This window comes from Streptomyces sp. H27-D2, assembly GCF_035828615.1.
Classification (GTDB): domain Bacteria; phylum Actinomycetota; class Actinomycetes; order Streptomycetales; family Streptomycetaceae; genus Streptomyces.
The window spans coordinates 9,489-29,240 of the sequence record NZ_JAYMZR010000015.1; the positions used below are offsets into that span (position 1 = coordinate 9,489).

Genomic DNA, 19,752 nt, shown 5'->3' on the forward strand with positions numbered 1-19,752 from the left:
CGCCCCCACGCCGCTTTCGGTCACCCTCCCGAGGACTGCCACAGCGCGACGCCTAGCGCCGCGCACGATGTGACCGCCGCGATCGACGGCAGTGGCCAGCGGGTGCGCTCCAGGGTGTCGAGGCGTTCCTCGTGCTCGCCGAGGATCTTGTCGGTCTGGTCGGCACGCTGGAGCAGCAGTGCCAGATCCCCGCGGGTCGTGGCGAATCCGACGTCCACGGACCGGCGCAGCCGCTCCAGCTCAAGGGCGACGCCGCCCGCTCCCTCCAGTTCCCTTGTCATCCCTATCCTTCCCGTCGCAGCCAGGAGGGCAGTACGCGCTCCACCGCCGGTGCGGACATCAGCCGGCTGAGCGCGGCGGCCACGGCCACCATCGCCGCCAGCGCGGGCACATCGGCCACGCCCGGCTCGTCGGCCAGCAGCGGCAGCGCGGCGAGCAGCGCGAATACGGTCTGTAGGGCGGTGCGCAGCAACCTGCGCGTCGGTTCCTTCACTGGTTCCCTCATCGGTCGTTCCTTTCACGCGCGCGGGACGCGCAGCTTGTCCCAGCTGGCCTGTCCCGGTATGCCGTCGGCGTCGTCCCCCCGATAGCCGAGCTTGCGCTGCCAGGCGGCGTACGAGGTCTGGTCGGCCTGTGTCCAGACTGGTCCAGGGCCCTGCGTGTACCGGCCGCAGCCCTCGGCGGCCAGCCGCTTGCCGACGGCGGTGACCAGGCCGCTGCGGCGCCCTGCGGCGAAGAACGCGGCTCCGGGGAACGGCTCGTACCCAGGCTGCGGCTGCGGCCGGGTGCCCAGCCGCTGGGCTATCCGGGACCGCATGCCCGGCATCGAGAACGACGGGTCGGGCTTGCGCCGGGTCCATTCCTTGTGGCCGATGACGCTGCCCGAACCCCAGCCGTGCGCCCGGCAGATCGCGGCCGAGACGCGCTCAGCGGCGTCGAGCTGGGCCGATGGGTAGGGGTCACCGGCGTCGCCGGTGTTCTCGATCTCGAAGCCGTAGAAGCGCGCGTTCCCGTCGATGGCGTCGGGGCCGGGACTGGCCGGCAGGGCGGATTCGGCGAGGACCGCGTGGTAGACGGCCTGCGAGCCATTGCCCGCATGGTTCGTGCGGCCGTAGCCGATCAGATGGACCCGGCCGTGCTTGGTGAGCACGCCGATGCACAGCGGACCCGGCAGCTCGGTGTAGCCGGCGCGGCAGAAGTCGACGCTGCTGGTCCCGGCGGTGTGGTGCAGCATCACACCACCGACCGGGCCCCAGGGGCCCTTGTGGTTGCGGTTGTGCGTACGCCAGTTGTCGTGCTCGACGACCTGGACGCCTTCGGCGCGCAGGGCGCGGACGAACGCGTCCGCGGATAGCGGAGTGGCCATGGTGAGGTGCCTCCTCGGCAGGGGTACGGGATGGTTCGAGGGCAGTGAGAAGCCCCGGGCCGCTGGAGTGCGGCCCGGGGCTCGGTGGTGTTCTTCCTCTGGCAGTCGGTCAGTCGAGGAGGAAGAACGCGTTGTCCGGCAGCCCGATGTGGGTGTATCCGGCGACGGTGTTCTGGCCGAGGTTTTTCACCAGCCCGGTGGAGGTGATCTCCAGTCGGGTGGTGCCGTGCTCGTTGTAGTTGGCGGTTGTGGCGTCCTGGCAGACCGCGGCGAAACTGACCGTGGCCGGCGGGCGGAAGCCGGCCGGCAGGGTGAGGATCGTGGTGGAGCGGGGGATGACGGTGGCCGCAGTACCGTGCGAGACCCAGCCGCGCAGGTGGACCCGGTTATCGATCCTCCGGTACTGCGGTAGGGCCGAAGCCACGCCGGTGATCCCGCCCACGTACCCGGTCGACGGGGTGAGGGGGAGCCAGCCGGTGTCGGTGGGTGAATGGACACTGACCCAGGCGCTGCCGTTGTAGACGGTCAGCACGCCGGGAACCACGAGGTAGGCGACCATGCCGGCTTGCGGCGAGACCACCTTCGCCGTCCGGTCGGCGGCGTCGGCGAAGCGCAGCACGGTGCGGCCGTCCACCGCTGTCGCCAGTGACCGCAGATGGGACGGCAGGTCGGCGGAGTCGGTCGACTGTGGGTAGGGCAGCGCGCCGAGCGGGGTGGTGAGCATCAGACGTACTCCTTCAGGGCGCGATAGGTGATGGTGGCGAGTTCCTCGAGCGTGGAATGGCCGGCGGTGACCTCCGCGTACGTGCGCGAGCGGCTGCAGTCCGGGTCGGTCGGCGGGTCCGTGCTGAGCCAGTAACCGAGCGGCACGCCGTTGGGCTCGTAGCCGCGCAGGGTCAGGCTCTGCTGCACATCGCCGCCAGCCCCGGCGGTGGTTCGGATGCCGATCACCCAGGTGAGGGTGTCCAGGGCGGCGCCGGTGGTGTCCACCACTCTGACGACATCACCGAGTTGGATGCGTGGGTCGTACAGCACCTCGACATCGGACAGGACGGGGACCGGGAACTTGCCCGCCTGGAGCAGCACATCGGCCAACTGACCGGCGACGGCCGCGCTCTGCACCCATTCACCGGACTGCGCGACGTACTGCTGCAGTCCGTAGTACTTCTGGCTCTCGGTGTCCCACTTGGCCTTGCTGGGCTGCGCTGGGGCTTCGAACACCTTGAGCGGTGCGACGACGATGGACGGCTTTCCGTCCTTGGTCGTGGTGTAGAGCGTTTTGGTGCCGCGGTTGGTGAAGCGCAGCACCATCTCGGTAGCGACGCGGCGGACCGAGACGAGCACAGCGCCTTTGACCGCGGTGCCACCCGATACGTCCTTCACCCAGGCGTCGCCGAAGCGGACGCGGCTGCCACCGCTCAGCGGGGCCGCATCGTCGTAGGGGGTCGGCGGTCCGACCTCGAACCCCTCGTCGGGGATGGGATAACTGACCTCCTTGCTCTGTCCCGCGGGGATCTCGATGACTCCGGCGGGGGTGAACTCGCCGGTGAGGTCGAAGAGCCGCTTCCTCCAGTCCAGATACGGCTGTTCGCAGTAGTTGCGGCAGGCGTCGATCTCCTCGGAGACGGTGAGGGCGGCGATTTCCCGGCGTGACGTGACGATGAGATCCGCGGCCACCGGCCGTTGCTGGAAGCGCCGGAAGCTCCGCCAGCGGAAGACGCCCCGCTCGTCGAACTCGGCCGTGGAGATGCTCGCACGGGCCATCTCGCTGATGACGTCCCACTGGGAGCCGGAGACCTTGGGGATCGTACGGAGCGGCAGGACCGGGTCTCCGAGCTCCACGGCCTTGGCGCGCTTTCCGTGCTCCGCGAAGTCGTTGAGGGTGAAGAACGGTGAGACGCGAGTGGTGACCTGCAATGCCTCCACGGCGATATCGGTGGTCAGCTGGATGGTGTTCAGTTCGGCTGCGGGCTGGTTCGCCGACGGATCGACGTAGGTACCGATACCTCCGAGCATCCTGGTCCCGTCGGGGGCGACGAGCAGTGGCTGAACGGTGGGCAGCGTGCCACCAGAGGTCCCGGAGGGGGTGACGAGCATGCCGATGTGCCATGCGCCCTTGAGCGCGGCGAGCTTGGGCCACGACCACTTGAAACCCCATGCGGGGCCGCTGTCCATGTCTGCCCCGGTGCCCGAGTAGATGGTTACCCGGCCGGCGGCGAAGTCGACGTTGAGCGAGATGCGTCCCGTTCCGGTGCCGAGCCGGTCCAGCAGGAGTTTGATCTCGACCGTGTTCCCCGGGCCGATCGCGCTGTTCATGTGTGCTTCGGCCAGCCATACGTCGGCGCTGGGGGTCAGGACGCGGCTGCGTGGCATCCAGGCCATCGACAAGCCGCGCGCCTTGGGCACCAGCGCCATGGTGTGCGGGGCTTCTTCGTGCACGTAGCTGTAATCCGCCGGATTCGGGACGGATTCCGGCTGACCGTAAGTCGAGTTCACCCCTCCGTGGAGAGAGGCATACAAGATGGTGAACGCGTCGTAGTCCCCGGCCCCGTCCGGGCCCACCGTGTCCGCTTCGGGTGCGCGCGGCGGCGGGCAGCTGTGCACCCCGCCCTGGCGCAGCAACTCGTCCACGCACCAGACCTCGGAGGCGATCGGATTTCCCGTGCTGAAACCGGTGTACGGATTGTTGAACTGCGCCGGGCCTCGCAATCGCTCCGCTCCGTCGAGCACGCTCACCTTGACGGTGCCGCTCCCGGATGTGGCGGTACGGGACCGGACCGTGCCCCGGAAGGCGGGCAGGTCGTGGCCGTTGATCCCGGCCGAGTGCACGACGGTTTGGCCGGGCCGGACCAGGTCGCCGGTAACACGAGGGGCCCACGGTGAGTAGAGCTGGGGCGCGGGCAACGCGTCCGTACCCGAGATCTCCAGTTCCAACTGGGCCGAGGCGCTGCCCGCGAAGGCCCGCATGGCCCCGGGGAGGTCGGTGTTGTAGGAGCGTTCGACGGACCAGGACTGGAGGCGGGACCCTCGGCTGGTCTCCTCGGACACCACCTCTCCGATGTTGAATCCGCCCAGACGGGTGGTATGTGTGGGGAACCGGTCGCCGGAGGCGAGGGCCTTCGGCAGTTCGGAGTCACCGGATTGCACCGTTCACCTCCACCAGTTCGAGCGAGACATTGCGGTAGGGGAGTCGCGCGGAGGGGACATCGGTGTAGGCGGTGACGGCCATCGGCGGGCAGCCGTCGCCGGGCAGGCCGGCCACGGCGGGCTCGCCGATCGTCAGGCAGGCTTCGTAGAAGCCCGCCTGGGCATCGGCCATTCCGGGAATGCCGACGGGCGTGACGAACGCGGCGCCGAACGGAGCGGTTCCGGTGGCGGTCATGCCCGCAACGGTGGTGCTGGACAGATATCCGCCGGCGCCGTCCTTCCAGTCGAGCCGGGCGACCGGTGCGCTGAACGAGGTCGCCCAGTGCGACGGCAGCAGCCAGGACACCACCATGTCCTTCGCCACCGGCCAGCCGGGCCAGGTGCCGTGCCGCCAGCCGATGGCACTCGTGGCTGTCTTGGCGGTGCCTATGGACCGTTCTTCCCACCGCTCGAAGGTCACTTCGCCGGAGGCCGCGAACCAGCCGCGTTCGACATCGGACGGACCGCAGCGGCCGTCGGACTGGAGGGAGCCGAGGAGGTTCCCGGCAGCGGGGTCGATGAGGGCGATCGGCCCCGGAGCGCTCTGGGAGGCGTCCCACGGGCCGTAGCTGGTGATCCGACGGGCCAGTCCGTCCAGGTGACGGGCGTCCTCCGGCTCCAGCCACTCCCAGGCCAGTTTCGTACGGCGCGGTGTGTAGCGGGTACGCGACAGCGTCACCGTGCCGTCGAGCGACCGGAACTCGGTCACCCCCAGGTCGGCTGTGCGGTCCCAACTCTTGGCGGCCTGTTTGATCTCCCGCAGGTTCCTGCCGGGGGTTCCGATCCAAAGGTTCCTGGTCATACGCTCACCTCCGTGCGAGCTGGCGCTGTCCGACCAGGACAGCGCGGGCGATGGTCTGGGAGTCCACCTGTACGTGGACGGGACGCTCGGCGAGCTTCTCCATGGCCTGAGCCATCCGGTGCAGGGCCGCACCGGATGGGGCGCCGCCCTGGCTGAGAATCCGGTTCAGCTTGCTGAGCGGGATGACGGCCTCGGGCTCGCCGGCCTCGGCGAGCAGCGCCAACTGGCCGCCGTTGCGCGGCTGGACGACGCCGCCTTCGGCGAGCGCCGGGACATTGGGCAGCCTCGGGATGTTGAGCCCGAAGTGCCTGCCGCCGTAGACGGGGACCCAGCCGGGGATGTCCACACTGATGCCGTTGATGCCGCCGATCGCCGCGTTCAACATGCCGATCAGGCCCCGTATCGGGGTGGTGTAGAGGTTGACGATCCCCTTGAGCAGCGGCATCAGGAAGTCCTTGGCGGACGAGGTGGCCGACTTGATGCCCTTCCAGGCGATTTCCATACCCTTCTTGAGGACGGCGGTGACCTTGTCCATATTCACGAACTGCGCGATGAGCGGCGCGAGCAGCGTCATGATCAGCCCGAACGGACTCGCGGCCATCGCCAGGTTGAGCCCCTTCTGCGCCAGGCTCGCCCCCTTGAGTCCCTTCCCGAGCCCGCCCATCGACTTGCCGGTCCCGTCAGCGTTCTTGCCGGCCTTCCCGACGGACTTCTCGACGGCGTCGGCCTGCGACTTCACGTCCTTCAGCGCCGTCTTTGATCCCCCCGCGGCAGCCTTCAACCGGTCCAGCGAAGCCTTGAGCCTGTCCGCCCCGCCCCTGGCCTTCCCGAGCGACCCATCGGTCTGCCCGACCATGCTCTTCATCTGCCCGAGCCCGGTCCCGCCCTGGGACGCGGCGGTCCGCAGTTTCCCGAGGGACGTGCTGACCTTGTCGGTCCCGGTCTTCATCTGCTTCAGCGCCGGGTCGGTCTGCCCGGCCGATGCCTTGATCTTTCCGAGCCCGGTCCCACTCTGCGTAGCCGCTGTACGAAGCTTGCCGAGGGAGGCGCTGGCCTTGTCGGTGCCGGTCCGCATCCGGTTCAGCGCCGGGTCGGTCTGCCCGGCCGATGTTTTGATCTTCCCGACAGCGCTGGCCGTTACGCCACTCGACTGCCCGAGGCGCGCCAAGGTGGAGGTTGTCTGGACGATCGCTCCACGAAATTTGCCCAGTCCGGCGGTCGCGCCATTGAAAGCCTGCTGCAAACCCATTTCGATATCACTCCAAAATCAAGTCCTGAAATTTAAAGCCAGTGCTTGATGGATTTGAGTTCCTTTTCAAAGGAAGACAGTGTGTTCATTGCGTTCGAATAGTCGTCTTTTAGGCGCTTTTCGGAACTGGCGGAAAGTTTGGCGAGGTCTTTGATTCGATCGCGCATGACCTTCGCGTTGCTGGTGTGTTTGGCGATTTCGGCTTCGGCTTTTTCGGCTGATTGGCTAATTTTTTTCAGCTTGGAAAGGTCTTTTTCTGCTTCCTCTTTTGCTGCCGCCAGGCGAGGCGTCAGCATTCTTACGGAGGAATCTCGTTTCAGATTCTCCGCCTTCTTCTTCTTTGATTCCAAATCACGCACAGCCTTATTGGAATCCTTCAGGGATTCCCTGGCCTCTGCGAGTTTAGTTATACGCGCTTCGGCTGCCTGGATCTTCCTGACTGCACGCCGTTCTTCCCGGGCAATCTTTTCTCCGAGGTGCTTTTTTTCGTCAGAGCTCTTCGTTGTGTAGAGCGACTTTCCTCTCCAGGAGATGCCCTTCTCGTCGACCTTGAGGAAGCTGTAGTCGACCTTTATGAAGTTCACGCCGGCGACGACTGCGGCGAGCCCGGATATCTCGGCCTTGAGGAACGTTATGTCGCCCTTGAGGCCCGTAATTGTGCTAGCCGCTAGAAAAGCCTTCTCTTTTACCCTCTCGTATTCCCCCCTCTCTATCCAGGTGACGGTCTCGATGGCTCCAGATTCTGGAGGGTAAGGTCCTCCGCTACTACCCGCCATAATTCCTCCTGCCAAGCATTGAATTGCTTAAGATCGGCTGATAGGATTAGTTGTCCGAAACTAAATGGGAGGCTAATCATCATGGGTCTTGCACCGACGGTTTGGCTCATTGTGGGCGTGCTATTATTTTCTCCGTTGCTCGCATTCGCGGCTCACCCATTTTTTCTCAGGATCATCCTGCGACGCAGGGGCGTTAGCGTGACGGGAGTGTGTACGGGGTATAGTCAAGTCGAAGGAACATTCTTCTGCTGGTACGAGTATCGCAATGAAGAATTCGACTTGAGCATATCCAGAAGGGGTAATCCAGTCAGCGATCCTGTGGTTTTCGATGGTGACGACGTCGAGGTAATTTACGATCGCTTTAAGCCGCACAGGGCGCTCATGAAGCACGAGATGAAAATTCCGTCATGGGCCTGGGGGATACTTTCCGTTGTGCTCGTCCAGCCCATGTTTGTGCTCCTTTTTGTTGTGGCGTTTAAAGGCTCCTAGATTGCTCCTACGATTTGACTCAATTCCTCATGAAAAGAATCCGGTGAGCTGTGCAGCGCTGGGTTTGGAAGGCGCCGATCCATGGGAGGATGGTGCCTCCTTCGGTCCTTCTTCCATTCCTGGCCGGAGGATAGGCACCGGGAATTCCAGCGCTTCGGACTCCTCGTCCCGGTTGACGGTGGCGAACATCCAGTTGGCCTCGGCGAGATGGTCGACGACGGCGGCCAGGAGGTGGTCGGTCACCGACCAGTCGGCGGAGTCGCCGTGGAGTTCGTGGAGGGTGGCGCTGTCGGGTGGGAGGTGCGCGACCAGCACCGAGAGCCGGCGGCTGGAGAGCCGGCCCCGGTGCCAGTCGAGCAGGTCCACGCCGTAATGGCGGAGCAGGTCCGCTTCGAGGGCCTCGGCGTGTTCGGTTACGAACTCGTCGAGGCTGAGCCTTCCCCCAGGCCGAGCCCGGTCTCCTTGCCGTAGGCCTCCAGAATGGCCCCGATGTCCTGCATGGTGATGTCGTGCTCGTTGAAGCGGCTGTACTGCTGATCGCCCAGCATGAGCCGGAGCAGCCCGTCGACGTCGTTGTCGTCGAGGTCGCGCAGCTTGCGGGCGGTGGTGCGGTTCAGCTCGGTCGGCAGCTCGAAGCTGTCCTCGTCGAGCTGGAAGGTCCAGGTGCGGCCGAGCGCTTCGAGGCGCTGGGCGCGGGCGGCGTTGACGTCGAATCCGGCCATGGGTGATGTGCTCCGTTCGGGATGCTGGGGCAGGGCGGCTGCCCGGGGCGTTCGCGCCCCGGGCAGCCGTAGAGCGGCTAGAGGTAGGAAGCGTCCTTCATCAGCCAGGTGGCCAGCGGCTTGACGTCGTCCACCGCGATCGCGGTGAAGGTGACGCCGAGCTTGATGGCACCGGAGCGGGTGAGGGTGATCTCCTCGGTATCGGTGACCTGGCCGCGCGGGATGATGAAGCGGTATGTGGCGAGCGTGCCGTCGGTGAATTCGATGCCCAGCGCCCGCTCGTCCGACTTGGGGCTGGTGGACAGGTTGAACTTGTACTGGCCCGCCGCGGCCCCGGCCTCGATCGGGTCGCCGCCCATGAAGAAGGGCAGCGTGTCCTTGTTCATCTGGAGCAGCTGGAACTTCACGGTCAGGTCGCGGTCGGAGTAGATGAACCGCGCCGGGCTCACCGACTGCCAGGTGTCGACCGGGTCGAGCTTGTCCTTCTTGTTGAACTTGATGCCGTCGGTGGTGGTGAAACCGAGGTCCTTCCACTTCACCGGATCCCACGCGACGAGAGTGTCGGCCGGGGCGGCCGTTCCGGCCGGGGCGACGAGGATCTTGCCGGTGCCTGCTACGCGGATTTCGCCGCCGTTGGTGCCTGCCATGAGAACTCCTGGGAATGGTGGGGCTTGGATGGGTACGACAAAGGCCCCGCCGAGGTCGGCAGGGCCCGTAGATGGGGTGAGCGTGAGGTGCGGCTCAGTTGGCGTGGATGAACAGCCGGACCGTGGAGAGGTAGCGGCTGCTCGCCGGATAGTTGTAGTCCGGCAGCCAGCGCGGCCCGTCGGCCTCGACGACATCGGTGACGATGGCGCCGCCGTACGAGGTGCCGCGCGCTTCGAAGAGCGCGGAGCGCGCCGCGAGGGCCACGCCATGGGCGGCGGTCTTGTCGGGCCCGTAGACCTCGAGGTCGACCAGTGGCTGGTCCAGGCGCAGGTCGTCGACCCAGGCGCCGCCCACGCGGGATACGAGGACGGCCTTCTGGGTGCCGTTGAAGCCGGCGGGCGGCCGGTTGTCGACGATCACTCCGGCCAGTTCGGCGCGGTTCTTGAGGTGGTCGACGACGAGTCGTTCGACGTCGGGAAAGCTGATGGCGGTCACATGGACGCTCCCGTCGGAAGAGGGAAGTGGACAGCGAAAAGCGGCAGGTCCGCCGCCTGGTCTCCCGGGCGTAGCTCTGCCGCTGCTGTAAGTGTGATGGAGGTTCTCAGATCCCGCAACTTGCTTGATGATGAGCGGAGTTGAGCCATGCAACGCCCAGTGCCCCCGATGCGCGCAGGCGCTTCGGGGGCACTGGGGAGGGTTGGACCGGGGACTATGTGGTCCGCCGGCGGGTGTGCCGCTCGGCGGCGAAGACGTCCTCCAGCCGGAAGAGCTGGGACCGTCCCTGCTTGCCCGCCGGGACCAGGTGCTTGAGCTGCACCCACTTGCGGATGGTCGACGGGGCTACGGCTACTTCCGTGGCGGCGAGGGTCGCGGTGATGAGCGGCGTAGACATCGTGAGCATCAGGACCGGGCTTCGATCGCTACGGTTGCGACCACTGGGGGCTCGGCCCAGCAGTGCCGGTATGCCGGATCGTCCGAGCACGGGCATTCGGGGTCACTGCACCGGCAGGCCGGATTGATGCAGAGCACCGCTTGGCGTTCGGGGAAAGCCCGCAGCGAAACGGAGTCGCACCAGGGGCACCGCCCGCCGACCCGGACGATCTGCTCGGAGTCGCCGAGTGCCCGTGCGCAGCGCCGGGCCATGCGGCGGGTCTCGTGTTCCATGTGGGTGGCGAGCCCGGTGAGCTCGGGCCGCGCATCGATGAGCTCGAGGAGTGCGGCGATCCGCCGCAGCCGCATCGGAACGGGGGCCGGGCGGTTCCGGACCAGGCCGAGCCGTTCCCGTACCGCTTCCTCAAGCTCGGCGACGCCGTCGGTGATATCGCGGATGGTGTCGGATATGAAGAGCCGTACCGGTGCGGAGCCACCGCCGATGGGTGTCGTCCCGTGGCGCTGCTCGTTCCACAGTGCGTCCTGACGTTCCTGCCGGTGGCGGGTGCCCTGCGCCTCGAGTGCGGGCCGGCCGAGGTCGGGACGGGCGGCGGGAGACCGCTTGCCGGGGGCCAAGTCGTGTATCAGCTCGGGAAACTGGTGGATCAGAGACTGGATCGACAAGGCGGTAGCAGTACTCATCGCGATTCCTCTGCCTTATATGCGCCATCGGCGCCATCTGCGTCATCCGGGCGGGATACGGCGACCTCGCGGCCGTTGCGCCACAGGCGTCCGCCGCTGACTCCGTCGAACCAGGTTTTGGCCGGGGCGACGACGGCCTCGCACTGTTTCCGTACCGGGCATTGATTGCAAGCGCGCAACGCCGATCCGGCCTCGGAGGGAAGCGTGGTGAATACGGAGCGTGGCGGGAGGTCGGCGCAAGCCGCCGACATCCTCCAGTCCGCCTCTGCGCGATTCGGCGCAAAATTGGTATCAAAGGTAGATTTATGGGCAATTATTCTCTGCTGCATCATGATGCACACCCCCCACAGGATGGAACGCGTGTTCGATCTTTGCGCCCCGAAAGAAGATTCTCATGTTGCGATCGCGCGCGCAAGCTGTCGATCTTGGCGTCCGCCCGAACTCCTCCGGCTGGGGCAGAAGTTACTGGTGGGGTGACTCCGTTGGATCTCCGCATCTGTGTGCGACCCCGCGCTGATAGCGTGCGCGCGCGAGCGGTAGCCTTCCGTGAGGACCGAGGGGAGCAGGAAGATGGGATTCAGTGCACAACTGAGCAGCGCGCATAGCCCGGAAGCCGAAGAAGGCGCCGGACTCGACACGTTCGCGGCCTGGATCGAGATCCTGATGCGCTCGCGCGGCTACGACATCGACAGCCCGCGCGGCGGCGGAAAATCCCGGCTGGCCGACGATGCCGGGGTGCACCGGGCTGCGGTCAGCCGGCTGCTCCAGCGCCAGAGCATGCCGGACCTTGACACGATGCGACGGCTCGCGCGGGTCCTTGATGTCCCGCTTCGGGACATGCTGATCCGGTCAGGGCGGCTTTCGGAACAGGACCTTCCGATCCCGTTCTACTACTCTGCTACGGGTGATCAGTCGTACGCGCCGTTGACTCCGGAGGAGGCGGCGCTACGGATGGGGATTCCACCGGACCTGCGCGAGATGTTCGTCAAGATCGTCAAACAGTTCCTGCCGGACAACCCTCCGGAGGAGGCCTGACAGCGCGGGGAGCCGCAGCGGAGCGGGGAGCGGGGGAGCAGGCATGGCGGAGCTGGGCGACGCCTCGGTGTTGGCCGAACTCCTGCTCGCGCTCAGTGAGAAGGTGCGTGAGGCCGGGGTGGACGACGTGCACATCTTCACCACTCAAGAGCTGGAGGACCGCGACCTCGGCTGGCTCCGCACCGGCTGGGACGAGCGCAGTCGGACTGACGGCCGGCCCTCGGGCATCCGCGTCCCCCTCCGTCCGGTGCCCGATGCCCCGGCCGCGTCTGACACTTCGGACAGCTCCGAAGGGGCCACTCGGTCCCACCCGCTGCCCATTGTCGGCGCCGAGGGAACGGGCGTCCTGCGCGACCTCATGCCGCATCGGCTCCGCGGACGCCGTGTCCCCGGGGCCCGGGGTGACTGACCCGACCCGGCCGCGGAACCCGAGCCGGGCGCCTTTCAGGCGTTGGCCACGTTGCCCTGGTCGTCTGGCCGTCTGGCGCCCCAAACAGGATGGCTGACCTGACCGTGTGTATGGGCCCGGTACTCTCCAGGGCCGGCCGGCCGGGCTCTCGCGCGGTGTGGCTGGGCGGGAAAACCGGGCGACACATCAGGACCCGGCTGTTAGCTTCATACACCATGGAACCGCTCGTCGAACAGCAGATCCGTGCCTCCTTCGTGAACTGCTCCAAGGGAGAAGCACGCCGCCTCAACCTGCCCCGGAAGCTGGACGAACTGCCCTGGGCCGACCTCGACTTCCTGGGCTGGCGCGACCCCGGAGCCCCTGACCGCGGCTATCTGGTGGCGCCCTCGCGGGGACAGCTCACCGGCATCACCCTGCGCATCGCCCCGGGCGCGCGCCGCAACCTGCTGCGCAGCAGCCTCTGCTCGATCTGCATCACCGGCCACGCCAGCGGCGGCGTCGATCTCCTCGTCGCCCCGAAGGCCGGCCCGGCGGGCCGGCAGGGCAACACGATCGGCACGTATATGTGCGCGGATCTCGGGTGCTCGCTCTATGTCCGGGGCAAGAAGAAGACGGCGCTCGCCCAACGGTTGGAGGAGTCCCTCACCCTGGAGGAGCAGATCGCCCGGACGGTGCGGAACCTCGACGCGTTCCTGGCCAAGGTCATCGTCGGCGCCGAGGCCGACGCCGCGCTTTAGGGATCATTGATGGTGGGGGTTCTCGGCGCTCACGCCGAGGGCGGCGCTGACCGAGCAGCGGTTCAGCCGGTCCTTGTGGCTCCATGTGGGGTTGCGGGACTCGTCCTCGACGAAGACTCCGCCGCCGATGTCCACGAGGGGCGTGCCGTCCTCACCTGGTGGTGAGGTGGTCGAGGTTCCCGGCCTTGGCGTCGTGCATGAGGGCGCGGAGCGCGTTGGGGCTGGTGGTGAGGATGGCGTCGGGGGTGTCGCTTTCGCGGAGTCGGATGGTGCCGTCGGGGGCGGCGGCGAGGTAGAGGCAGTTCGCCTGGTCCTCGCTGTAGGAAGTTTTCTGCCAGGTGAGGTCCGACATGGTCAATGCTCCTGCAGGGTGGAGAGGATGTGCTGGATGAGTCCCAGCGAATCACGGGAGTCGTGGGCGGAATGGGCGACAGCTGTATCCAGTGTTGGCAAGGCTGCGGCCCGGAGTCGGTCGAATCGGGTCCGGTAGTTGGCCACCGACGCGGTGTCGTGAAGGAAGAGCGAGCTGGCGGGCGTCTCCACGAGCGTCGTCTCCAGCGTCGAGCCGTGCGACTCGGCGTAGAGGAACGGCGTGCTGAACGCTGACAGGCCTTCGGCCGTGAACGGCAGGATCTGGATGCTGATGTGCGGCAGTTCGGCCATGTGCATGAGATGCAGGCTTCGTCCGCTCCGTACTGCGGGCGCTCGGGCATGTGCAGCTCGTCGCGCCCGCTGTGCTGTGCACCTCGGAGTTGGTCACCAACGTGCATCTCCACACCAAGGGCGAGGCGATGATCAGGATCGTCTTCCGGCCGGTGCATGTCCGGGTCAGCGTCTTCGACGAGAGCCCGGCGTTTCCGGTGCGGCGCACGACGGTCGAAGTAGGGGACTGCTACGGGCGGGGCCTGGGCCTGGTGGCTGAGACGGCGCATCGGTGGGGTGTGGCGGGGGAGCGGGGCGGCCGGCATGCGAAAGGGGTGTGGTTCGAGCTGATGACGGCGCGGTGACGGACCCGCCCTGCTCACTCTTTGGGGTGAGGGACTGCCTCTCCGGAGATCTGCCGGGGCTTTCCGGTGGCACGGTGGCGAGGCCGCTTGTGCCGTGTGTGCACTCACGGCCACACTTGAGGAGGAGGTGCTGCCGCCATGACCGCTCTCGCTCACGAGTCGCCCGAGACCGTGCCCGGACCTGATCTCGATGAGGTCCTGTGGCAGGCGTGGAAAGCCATGGAACTCCCCGAGGGCTTTCACGCCGAGATCATCGAGGGGTTCATCGAGGTGTCTCCTACCGGCCGTCACGCTCACGGCCAGATCGCCAACCGTTTGCGGGACGCGCTCGTACTGTTCCTCCTCGACAGCGGTTACGCGGCCTACCAGGACATGAACGTCCTGCATGGGCTGAAGCCGTGGATCCCGGACTTGTTCATCGCGCCGCAGGACACGTCGGAGATCGTCGTCGAGGACGGTCTCGGTGTTGCCGCCTCCGGCGTGCAGCTGATCGTTGAGGTCGTTTCGCCGGGCCATGAGGACAAGAAGCGCGACCGGGTCCGCAAGCGCCGTGCGTACGCCCGGGCCGGGGTTCCGGTCTATGTGCTGGTCGACGACTATGACGCGCACGGCACCGTCACCGTGCTGACCTCTCCCTCCCCCGGGGAAGCGTCCTACGCCGCAGAGACCCGGGTCCCGTACGGCACCCATGTGACGATCCCCGAAGGCCCGGCGAAGGGGTTCGTGATCACGGAGGCGGTCACGGGACCGCTGCGCGCGTAGCCGGGGCGACCCCGGGGGCGGGGGGACCGGGCGTCAGGCGAAGTCCGACGTGTCCAGGTCGAAGGCGAACGGCTCGGGCAGCGTGACGGGTTTGCCGAAGACGACGGAGTGCGTCTCGGTGTAGTCCTCGCCGGACGGCTCGCTGAGCAGGGTGACCGTGCCCTGCTCGCGGTCCACGAGGAGGTAGAGCGGGATGCCGCCGAGGGCGTAGCAGTGGCGTTTGGCGATGCGGTCGCCTTGCGGCTTGCTGCTGGTGACTTCCACCACCATGGCCACGCCGTCGCAAGGCATCCACGGCGGAGCGCCGCGGAAGAGGCGCAGTTCGCGTGGTGCGAAGGTGATGCCGGGAATCGCGCGGTTCTTCGGGCAGAGGCCGCCCCGGGGGAGGAGCAGCCCTGTGTTCCCGGACTGCTGTATGGCGACTGTCGACCGTCCGTACACCTGCATGACGATGAGGTCGATGGCGTCCTGGTGGTCGCCGTCAGGCGTTGGTGACACAACGATTTCCCCATTGATGAGCTCGGCCCGGAAGCCTTCGGGGGTCTCCAGGGCCAGAAAGCTCTCCAGGAGGAGGTCTTCCTGCGTGGGCAGCGGCTCGTATGCCATAGCTGTCATGCTGCACCCCCCATGTGGTGAATGGCCAGTGTTACGGGCCGTGCGGCGGGGGCTGTGGGGTTTCCGGGCGCTTCACCCGCAAGGGGTGCGGGGGCCGCAGAGGTGACGGCTTCCCCGGCCCGGAGGGTGGGGGCTGAACTGGGCCGGGCTGTCGGGCCCGAGGGTTTCGCTCATGGCGTGGCCTGCTTGCCCTGCGCCGCCTCCCGAGCCTGCCGGCTTGATCGACACGGGCACGGACACGGACACGGACACGGACACGGACACGGACACGGACACGGACGCGGACTTCGTCAGCCCCGCCCCAGCGCCCTCGTAACCGTGATCTCGATGCACACCCGGTCCGGGTTGAACGCCGGAGTGCGCCCGTAGCGCTCGGCGTAGCGGCTCACCGCGTCGGCGACGGTCTCCGGGTCGGTGCGCAGCACCGCGCGGCCCTCCAGCGTCGCCCAGCGTCCGCGGTCGACCTGGCAGACCGCGACCGGGGCGCCCTCCGGGCCGGCGGCGCGGACGTGGGCGGCCTTGTGGCTGGCCTTGTTGGTGATCACGCGCGCTATGCCGGACTCCGGGTCCCAGGTCACGCCGACCGGCACCACGTGCGGGGTGCCGTCCGGGCGCAGTGTGGTCAAGGTGCAGAGGTGGTACTCGCGCCAGAAGCTGAGGTACGTGGGGTCCGGGTCGCGCGGGTTGATCGTCATGGAAAGTGAGACTAACGGGCGGGGAGGCCGGGTCCCAGCGGTCTGGTTTCACATAGTTGAGTGGACTGGACTCAACTTGTTGTAGGTTAGTTGAATCAAGGTGGGGCGAGCGGCCCAACCGGCCCCAGGCCAGGGCGGCGCGCCAGTCGATGAGGCGGCCCCGAGCCGGCCCGCGGGACGAGTCCCCAGGCCGAGCCGCAGGGCGAGCCCGCAGGACAACGGCAAGAAGGACAACGGCAAGAAGGACAAGAGGGAGGAACGCACACACGTGGATGCCGAGCTGACGAACAAGAGCCGGGACGCGATCAACGCGGCCAGTACCCGGGCCGTGTCCGACGGGCACCCCGATCTGACCCCCGCGCACTTGCTGCTGGCGCTGCTGGAGGGCCAGGACAACGAGAACATCCAGGACCTGCTCGCCGAGGTCGAGGCCGACCAGGCGGACATCCGGTCGGCGGCCGAGCGGCTGCTCGCCGCGCTGCCGAGCGTGCAGGGCTCCACTGTCGCGCCGCCGCAGCCGGACCGGGAGCTGCTCGGGGCCATCGGGGACGCCACTCAGCGCGCCAAGGAGCTCGGCGACCAGTACGTTTCCACTGAGCATCTGCTCATCGGCATCGCTGCCAAGGGCGGTCGCGCCGGCGCGCTGCTCGACCAGCACGGCGCGAGCGCCAAGAGGCTGCTCGCCGCATTCGAGACCAGCCGCGGAGGACAACGGGTGACCACCCCCGACCCCGAGGGCACCTACAAAGCCCTTGAGAAGTACGGCACGGATTTCACCGAGGCCGCCCGCGAGGGCAAGCTCGACCCGGTCATCGGCCGGGACCAGGAGATCCGCCGGGTCGTCCAGGTGCTGTCCCGCCGTACCAAGAACAACCCGGTGCTCATCGGCGAGCCCGGCGTCGGCAAGACCGCCGTCGTCGAGGGGCTCGCGCAGCGGATCGTGAAGGGCGACGTGCCCGAGTCGCTGAAGAACAAGCGGCTGGTCTCGCTGGACCTGGGCGCGATGGTCGCGGGCGCGAAGTACCGCGGTGAGTTCGAGGAGCGGCTCAAGACCGTCCTCGCCGAGATCAAGTCCAGCGACGGCCGGGTCATCACCTTCATCGACGAGCTGCACACGGTCGTCGGCGCGGGCGCCGGCGGCGACTCCGCGATGGACGCGGGCAACATGCTCAAGCCGATGCTGGCCCGCGGCGAGCTGCGGATGGTCGGCGCGACGACGCTCGACGAGTACCGCGAGCGGATCGAGAAGGACCCGGCGCTGGAGCGCCGCTTCCAGCAGGTGCTGGTCGCCGAGCCCAGCGTCGAGGACTCCATCGCGATCCTGCGCGGGCTCAAGGGCCGCTACGAGGCGCACCACAAGGTGCAGATCGCGGACGCCGCGCTGGTCGCCGCCGCCGCCCTGTCCGACCGCTACATCACCTCCCGCTTCCTGCCCGACAAGGCCATCGACCTCGTCGACGAGGCGGCCTCCCGGCTCCGGATGGAGATCGACTCCTCGCCCGTCGAGATCGATGAACTCCAGCGCTCCGTCGACCGGTTGAAGATGGAGGAGCTGGCGCTCAAGAACGAGACCGACCCGGCGAGCAGGCAGCGGCTGGAGAAGCTGCGCAAGGACCTCGCCGACCGCGAGGAGGAGCTGCGCGGCCTCACCGCCCGCTGGGAGAAGGAGAAGGAGGGCCTCAACCGGGTCGGCGGGCTGAAGGAGAAGCTCGACGAGCTGCGCGGCCAGGCCGAACGCGCCCAGCGCGACGGCGACTTCGACGCCGCCTCCAAGCTGCTCTACGGCGAGATCCCGGCCGTCGAGCGCGAGCTGGAGGCCGCCGCCGAGGCCGAGCAGGAGGCCAAGGTGTCCAAGAAGGACACCATGGTCAAGGACGAGGTCGGCCCGGACGACATCGCCGACGTCGTCGGCGCGTGGACCGGCATCCCGGCCGGCCGGCTGCTGGAGGGCGAGACCCAGAAGCTGCTGCGCATGGAGGACGAGCTGGGCACCCGGCTGATCGGCCAGAGCGAGGCCGTACGGGCCGTGTCCGACGCGGTCCGCCGCACCAGGGCCGGCATCGCCGACCCGGACCGCCCGACCGGCTCGTTCCTCTTCCTCGGCCCGACCGGCGTCGGCAAGACCGAGCTGGCCAAGGCGCTCGCGGACTTCCTGTTCGACGACGAGCGGGCCATGGTCCGCATCGACATGAGTGAGTACAGCGAGAAGCACAGCGTCGCGCGGCTGGTCGGCGCGCCGCCCGGCTACGTCGGCTACGAGGAGGGCGGCCAGCTCACCGAGGCGGTCCGCCGCCGCCCGTACAGCGTGATCCTGCTCGACGAGGTGGAGAAGGCCCACCACGAGGTCTTCGACATCCTGCTCCAGGTGCTGGACGACGGCCGGCTCACCGACGGCCAGGGCCGGACGGTGGACTTCCGCAACACCATCCTGATCCTGACCTCCAACCTCGGCTCCGGCTACCTCATCGACCCGCTGCTCAAGGAAGAGGAGAAGCGGACCCGGGTCATGCAGACCGTCCGGGCCTCCTTCCGGCCCGAGTTCCTCAACCGGCTGGACGACCTGGTCATCTTCCACGCGCTCGGCGACGAGCAGATGCGGCGCATCGCCGGCCTCCAGATCGAACACCTGGCCCGCCGCCTCGCCGACCGCCGGCTGACCCTCGACATCACCGACGAGGCCCTGGACTGGCTCGCCCGCCTCGGCCACGACCCGCGGACCGGCACCGGCCCGGACGTCTCGTACGGCGCCCGGCCGCTGCGCCGCCTGGTCCAGACGGCGATCGGCGACCAGCTCGCCCGCGAGATCCTGGCGGGCGACGTCCTGGACGGCGACACGGTCCGGGTCGAGGTCGCGCCGGACGGGGCGGGGCTGTCGGTGGGGCCGCTGGGCGGGCCGGATCGCGAGCGCGATACGGCGTGATCACGGGCCCGGAGAGCTGACCCGATCTTGTTCGCGCCCCGTCCGGGCTTGCCAGGACGGGGCGGGGATGGGAGAGGATGGCGGGAACCGTACGAAGGGAACTCCACGGTGACTATCGACCCGTCCTCGATTCCGAATTTCGGGGGCCAGCCCGAACCCCAGGCGGCCGGTCAGGCGGGGCCTCTCATCCCCGACCAGGACCTGGTCAAGCAGCTCCTTGAGCAGATGGAGCTGAAGTACGTCGTTGACGACGAGGGAGACCTCGCCGCCCCGTGGGAGCAGTTCCGCACGTACTTCATGTTCCGCGGCGACGAGGAACAGGAGATCTTCTCGGTTCGGACCTTCTACGACCGGTCGCACCAGATCGAGGAGAAGCCGAAGCTGCTGGAGGCGATCGACGACTGGAACCGTCGGACGCTGTGGCCGAAGGTCTACACGCACACGAACGACGACGGCACGGTCCGCCTCATCGGCGAAGCGCAGATGCTGATCGGCACCGGCGTGGCCCTGGAGCACTTCGTGTCCAGCACGGTCAGCTGGGTACGGGCCTCGATCGAGTTCGACAAGTGGCTCATCGAGCAGCTCGGCCTTGAGGCCGAAGTCGACGCCGACGCCGACGGGAAGCCGGACGACGACTCGTCCAACGGCTGACCGACGCGCGGCTGACTCGTAGGCGGCCGACCCGCACCCGGCGGGCGCACCACGTACGGACAGCTCGGCCCCGGATCGTGGCTTCGGCCGCGGACCGGGGCCGCGTTGCGT

The 19,752-nt window shown here is 67.7% G+C and carries 27 protein-coding genes and 1 pseudogene; 8 read left to right on the plus strand and 20 right to left on the minus strand.

The genetic code is table 11. The features are described 5' to 3' along the window. Positions 1 to 20 precede the first annotated feature (20 nt). The 8 genes from QMK28_RS08755 to QMK28_RS08790 all read right to left on the minus strand — a co-directional run bounded on the left by QMK28_RS08755 (position 21) and on the right by QMK28_RS08790 (position 7,379). Positions 21 to 281 (minus strand): hypothetical protein, encoded by a 261-nt coding sequence (locus tag QMK28_RS08755; RefSeq protein WP_326436464.1) that lies wholly within the window; start codon positions 279 to 281, stop codon positions 21 to 23. Between the two features lie 2 nt (positions 282 to 283). Then, entirely contained in the window at positions 284 to 505 is a 222-nt protein-coding gene (locus QMK28_RS08760; protein WP_326436465.1) for a hypothetical protein, read from the minus strand. A gap of 12 nt (positions 506 to 517) precedes the next feature. After that, on the minus strand, positions 518 to 1,366 hold the full coding sequence (locus QMK28_RS08765) for a peptidoglycan-binding protein (RefSeq protein ID WP_326436466.1): 849 nt from the start codon (positions 1,364 to 1,366) through the stop codon (positions 518 to 520). A gap of 109 nt (positions 1,367 to 1,475) precedes the next feature. Continuing rightward, complete coding sequence (locus QMK28_RS08770; protein ID WP_326436467.1) at positions 1,476 to 2,090, minus strand: hypothetical protein; 615 nt, start codon at positions 2,088 to 2,090, stop codon at positions 1,476 to 1,478. Beyond that, positions 2,090 to 4,513 carry a hypothetical protein gene (locus QMK28_RS08775; RefSeq protein ID WP_326436468.1) on the minus strand — a complete coding sequence of 808 codons (2,424 nt, stop codon included), beginning with the start codon at positions 4,511 to 4,513 and terminating at the stop codon, positions 2,090 to 2,092. Before QMK28_RS08775 ends, QMK28_RS08770 begins: the two co-directional genes overlap by 1 nt. Beyond that, complete coding sequence (locus tag QMK28_RS08780; RefSeq protein ID WP_326436469.1) at positions 4,500 to 5,354, minus strand: hypothetical protein; 855 nt, start codon at positions 5,352 to 5,354, stop codon at positions 4,500 to 4,502. The genes QMK28_RS08775 and QMK28_RS08780 overlap by 14 nt, the downstream gene beginning before the upstream one ends. A 4-nt stretch (positions 5,355 to 5,358) precedes the next feature. Further along, positions 5,359 to 6,603, minus strand: coding sequence for a hypothetical protein (locus QMK28_RS08785; protein WP_326436470.1), 1,245 nt, complete (start codon positions 6,601 to 6,603; stop codon positions 5,359 to 5,361). A 32-nt stretch (positions 6,604 to 6,635) separates the two neighbouring features. Next, positions 6,636 to 7,379, minus strand: coding sequence for a hypothetical protein (locus tag QMK28_RS08790; protein WP_326436471.1), 744 nt, complete (start codon positions 7,377 to 7,379; stop codon positions 6,636 to 6,638). A gap of 81 nt (positions 7,380 to 7,460) precedes the next feature. On the opposite strand from QMK28_RS08790, the gene QMK28_RS08795 reads away from it, so the two are divergent. Next, a complete protein-coding gene (locus QMK28_RS08795; protein WP_326436472.1) occupies positions 7,461 to 7,868 on the plus strand; it encodes a hypothetical protein in 408 nt (135 codons plus the stop codon). A 27-nt stretch (positions 7,869 to 7,895) separates the two neighbouring features. Here QMK28_RS08795 and QMK28_RS08800 read toward each other — a convergent pair whose 3' ends face one another. The 7 genes from QMK28_RS08800 to QMK28_RS08830 form a co-directional block, all read right to left on the minus strand. Beyond that, positions 7,896 to 8,234 (minus strand): hypothetical protein, encoded by a 339-nt coding sequence (locus QMK28_RS08800; RefSeq protein WP_326436473.1) that lies wholly within the window; start codon positions 8,232 to 8,234, stop codon positions 7,896 to 7,898. A gap of 47 nt (positions 8,235 to 8,281) precedes the next feature. Beyond that, entirely contained in the window at positions 8,282 to 8,590 is a 309-nt protein-coding gene (locus QMK28_RS08805; protein ID WP_326436474.1) for a hypothetical protein, read from the minus strand. A gap of 77 nt (positions 8,591 to 8,667) precedes the next feature. Continuing rightward, the gene (locus QMK28_RS08810) at positions 8,668 to 9,237 is read right to left on the minus strand and encodes a phage tail tube protein (protein WP_326436475.1); all 570 of its coding nucleotides are present in this window, start codon (positions 9,235 to 9,237) and stop codon (positions 8,668 to 8,670) included. 94 nt (positions 9,238 to 9,331) lie between these two features. Further along, positions 9,332 to 9,733, minus strand: coding sequence for a hypothetical protein (locus tag QMK28_RS08815; RefSeq protein ID WP_326436476.1), 402 nt, complete (start codon positions 9,731 to 9,733; stop codon positions 9,332 to 9,334). A gap of 214 nt (positions 9,734 to 9,947) precedes the next feature. Next, entirely contained in the window at positions 9,948 to 10,130 is a 183-nt protein-coding gene (locus QMK28_RS08820) for a hypothetical protein (protein ID WP_326436477.1), read from the minus strand. Positions 10,131 to 10,138: 8 nt separating this feature from the next. Beyond that, positions 10,139 to 10,810, minus strand: a complete 672-nt coding sequence (locus QMK28_RS08825) for a hypothetical protein (RefSeq protein WP_326436478.1) — start codon at positions 10,808 to 10,810, stop codon at positions 10,139 to 10,141. Beyond that, a complete protein-coding gene (locus tag QMK28_RS08830; protein WP_326436479.1) occupies positions 10,807 to 11,142 on the minus strand; it encodes a WhiB family transcriptional regulator in 336 nt (111 codons plus the stop codon). Before QMK28_RS08830 ends, QMK28_RS08825 begins: the two co-directional genes overlap by 4 nt. A gap of 238 nt (positions 11,143 to 11,380) precedes the next feature. Here QMK28_RS08830 and QMK28_RS08835 point away from each other — a divergent pair, with 238 nt between their 5' ends. The 3 genes from QMK28_RS08835 (at position 11,381) to QMK28_RS08845 (ending at position 12,991) form a co-directional block, all read left to right on the plus strand. Continuing rightward, positions 11,381 to 11,845, plus strand: a complete 465-nt coding sequence (locus QMK28_RS08835) for a helix-turn-helix transcriptional regulator (protein WP_326436480.1) — start codon at positions 11,381 to 11,383, stop codon at positions 11,843 to 11,845. Between the two features lie 43 nt (positions 11,846 to 11,888). Next, complete coding sequence (locus tag QMK28_RS08840; RefSeq protein WP_326436481.1) at positions 11,889 to 12,254, plus strand: hypothetical protein; 366 nt, start codon at positions 11,889 to 11,891, stop codon at positions 12,252 to 12,254. 215 nt (positions 12,255 to 12,469) lie between these two features. Beyond that, on the plus strand, positions 12,470 to 12,991 hold the full coding sequence (locus tag QMK28_RS08845) for an FBP domain-containing protein (protein ID WP_326436482.1): 522 nt from the start codon (positions 12,470 to 12,472) through the stop codon (positions 12,989 to 12,991). Between the two features lie 24 nt (positions 12,992 to 13,015). Here QMK28_RS08845 and QMK28_RS08850 read toward each other — a convergent pair. From QMK28_RS08850 to QMK28_RS08860, 3 genes and pseudogenes are all read right to left on the minus strand, one after another. Beyond that, positions 13,016 to 13,147, minus strand: a pseudogene (locus QMK28_RS08850) (threonine synthase); the annotation flags it as partial. Then, positions 13,143 to 13,343: a DUF397 domain-containing protein gene (locus tag QMK28_RS08855; protein WP_326436483.1), complete on the minus strand. Its 201-nt coding sequence runs from the start codon at positions 13,341 to 13,343 to the stop codon at positions 13,143 to 13,145. The pseudogene QMK28_RS08850 and the gene QMK28_RS08855, both read right to left, overlap by 5 nt. Positions 13,344 to 13,345: 2 nt before the next feature. After that, on the minus strand, positions 13,346 to 13,660 hold the full coding sequence (locus QMK28_RS08860; RefSeq protein WP_326436484.1) for a Scr1 family TA system antitoxin-like transcriptional regulator: 315 nt from the start codon (positions 13,658 to 13,660) through the stop codon (positions 13,346 to 13,348). 44 nt (positions 13,661 to 13,704) lie between these two features. Here QMK28_RS08860 and QMK28_RS08865 point away from each other — a divergent pair, with 44 nt between their 5' ends. Further along, positions 13,705 to 13,998 (plus strand): ATP-binding protein, encoded by a 294-nt coding sequence (locus tag QMK28_RS08865; RefSeq protein ID WP_326436485.1) that lies wholly within the window; start codon positions 13,705 to 13,707, stop codon positions 13,996 to 13,998. A 138-nt stretch (positions 13,999 to 14,136) separates the two neighbouring features. After that, on the plus strand, positions 14,137 to 14,760 hold the full coding sequence (locus tag QMK28_RS08870) for a Uma2 family endonuclease (protein ID WP_326436486.1): 624 nt from the start codon (positions 14,137 to 14,139) through the stop codon (positions 14,758 to 14,760). Between the two features lie 33 nt (positions 14,761 to 14,793). On the opposite strand, the gene QMK28_RS08875 is transcribed toward QMK28_RS08870, so the two are convergent. Both QMK28_RS08875 and QMK28_RS08880 read right to left on the minus strand, forming a co-directional pair. Next, the gene (locus tag QMK28_RS08875; RefSeq protein ID WP_326436539.1) at positions 14,794 to 15,366 is read right to left on the minus strand and encodes a Uma2 family endonuclease; all 573 of its coding nucleotides are present in this window, start codon (positions 15,364 to 15,366) and stop codon (positions 14,794 to 14,796) included. 299 nt (positions 15,367 to 15,665) lie between these two features. Then, on the minus strand, positions 15,666 to 16,070 hold the full coding sequence (locus QMK28_RS08880) for a pyridoxamine 5'-phosphate oxidase family protein (RefSeq protein ID WP_326436487.1): 405 nt from the start codon (positions 16,068 to 16,070) through the stop codon (positions 15,666 to 15,668). 268 nt (positions 16,071 to 16,338) lie between these two features. Between QMK28_RS08880 and clpB the strand changes: the two genes are divergently transcribed. Both clpB and QMK28_RS08890 read left to right on the plus strand, forming a co-directional pair. Next, on the plus strand, positions 16,339 to 18,990 hold the full coding sequence (gene clpB / locus QMK28_RS08885) for an ATP-dependent chaperone ClpB (RefSeq protein ID WP_326436488.1): 2,652 nt from the start codon (positions 16,339 to 16,341) through the stop codon (positions 18,988 to 18,990). A 108-nt stretch (positions 18,991 to 19,098) separates the two neighbouring features. Beyond that, entirely contained in the window at positions 19,099 to 19,641 is a 543-nt protein-coding gene (locus tag QMK28_RS08890) for a YbjN domain-containing protein (protein WP_326436489.1), read from the plus strand. Positions 19,642 to 19,752 lie beyond the last annotated feature (111 nt).

Coding starts and splice junctions, on each gene's coding strand:
- QMK28_RS08825 (WP_326436478.1), bottom strand. CDS start 10,810: ATGAGTACTGCTACCGCCTTGTCGATCCAGTCTCTGATCCACCAGTTT.
- QMK28_RS08860 (WP_326436484.1), bottom strand. CDS start 13,660: ATGCACATGGCCGAACTGCCGCACATCAGCATCCAGATCCTGCCGTTC.
- QMK28_RS08880 (WP_326436487.1), bottom strand. CDS start 16,070: ATGACGATCAACCCGCGCGACCCGGACCCCACGTACCTCAGCTTCTGG.
- QMK28_RS08755 (WP_326436464.1), bottom strand. CDS start 281: ATGACAAGGGAACTGGAGGGAGCGGGCGGCGTCGCCCTTGAGCTGGAG.
- QMK28_RS08840 (WP_326436481.1), top strand. CDS start 11,889: ATGGCGGAGCTGGGCGACGCCTCGGTGTTGGCCGAACTCCTGCTCGCG.
- QMK28_RS08785 (WP_326436470.1), bottom strand. CDS start 6,603: ATGGGTTTGCAGCAGGCTTTCAATGGCGCGACCGCCGGACTGGGCAAA.
- QMK28_RS08820 (WP_326436477.1), bottom strand. CDS start 10,130: ATGTCTACGCCGCTCATCACCGCGACCCTCGCCGCCACGGAAGTAGCC.
- QMK28_RS08760 (WP_326436465.1), bottom strand. CDS start 505: ATGAGGGAACCAGTGAAGGAACCGACGCGCAGGTTGCTGCGCACCGCC.
- QMK28_RS08875 (WP_326436539.1), bottom strand. CDS start 15,366: ATGGCATACGAGCCGCTGCCCACGCAGGAAGACCTCCTCCTGGAGAGC.
- QMK28_RS08845 (WP_326436482.1), top strand. CDS start 12,470: ATGGAACCGCTCGTCGAACAGCAGATCCGTGCCTCCTTCGTGAACTGC.
- QMK28_RS08855 (WP_326436483.1), bottom strand. CDS start 13,343: ATGTCGGACCTCACCTGGCAGAAAACTTCCTACAGCGAGGACCAGGCG.
- QMK28_RS08770 (WP_326436467.1), bottom strand. CDS start 2,090: ATGCTCACCACCCCGCTCGGCGCGCTGCCCTACCCACAGTCGACCGAC.
- QMK28_RS08830 (WP_326436479.1), bottom strand. CDS start 11,142: ATGATGCAGCAGAGAATAATTGCCCATAAATCTACCTTTGATACCAAT.
- QMK28_RS08835 (WP_326436480.1), top strand. CDS start 11,381: ATGGGATTCAGTGCACAACTGAGCAGCGCGCATAGCCCGGAAGCCGAA.
- QMK28_RS08810 (WP_326436475.1), bottom strand. CDS start 9,237: ATGGCAGGCACCAACGGCGGCGAAATCCGCGTAGCAGGCACCGGCAAG.
- QMK28_RS08795 (WP_326436472.1), top strand. CDS start 7,461: ATGGGTCTTGCACCGACGGTTTGGCTCATTGTGGGCGTGCTATTATTT.
- QMK28_RS08780 (WP_326436469.1), bottom strand. CDS start 5,354: ATGACCAGGAACCTTTGGATCGGAACCCCCGGCAGGAACCTGCGGGAG.
- QMK28_RS08805 (WP_326436474.1), bottom strand. CDS start 8,590: ATGGCCGGATTCGACGTCAACGCCGCCCGCGCCCAGCGCCTCGAAGCG.
- QMK28_RS08870 (WP_326436486.1), top strand. CDS start 14,137: ATGACCGCTCTCGCTCACGAGTCGCCCGAGACCGTGCCCGGACCTGAT.
- QMK28_RS08790 (WP_326436471.1), bottom strand. CDS start 7,379: ATGGCGGGTAGTAGCGGAGGACCTTACCCTCCAGAATCTGGAGCCATC.
- QMK28_RS08765 (WP_326436466.1), bottom strand. CDS start 1,366: ATGGCCACTCCGCTATCCGCGGACGCGTTCGTCCGCGCCCTGCGCGCC.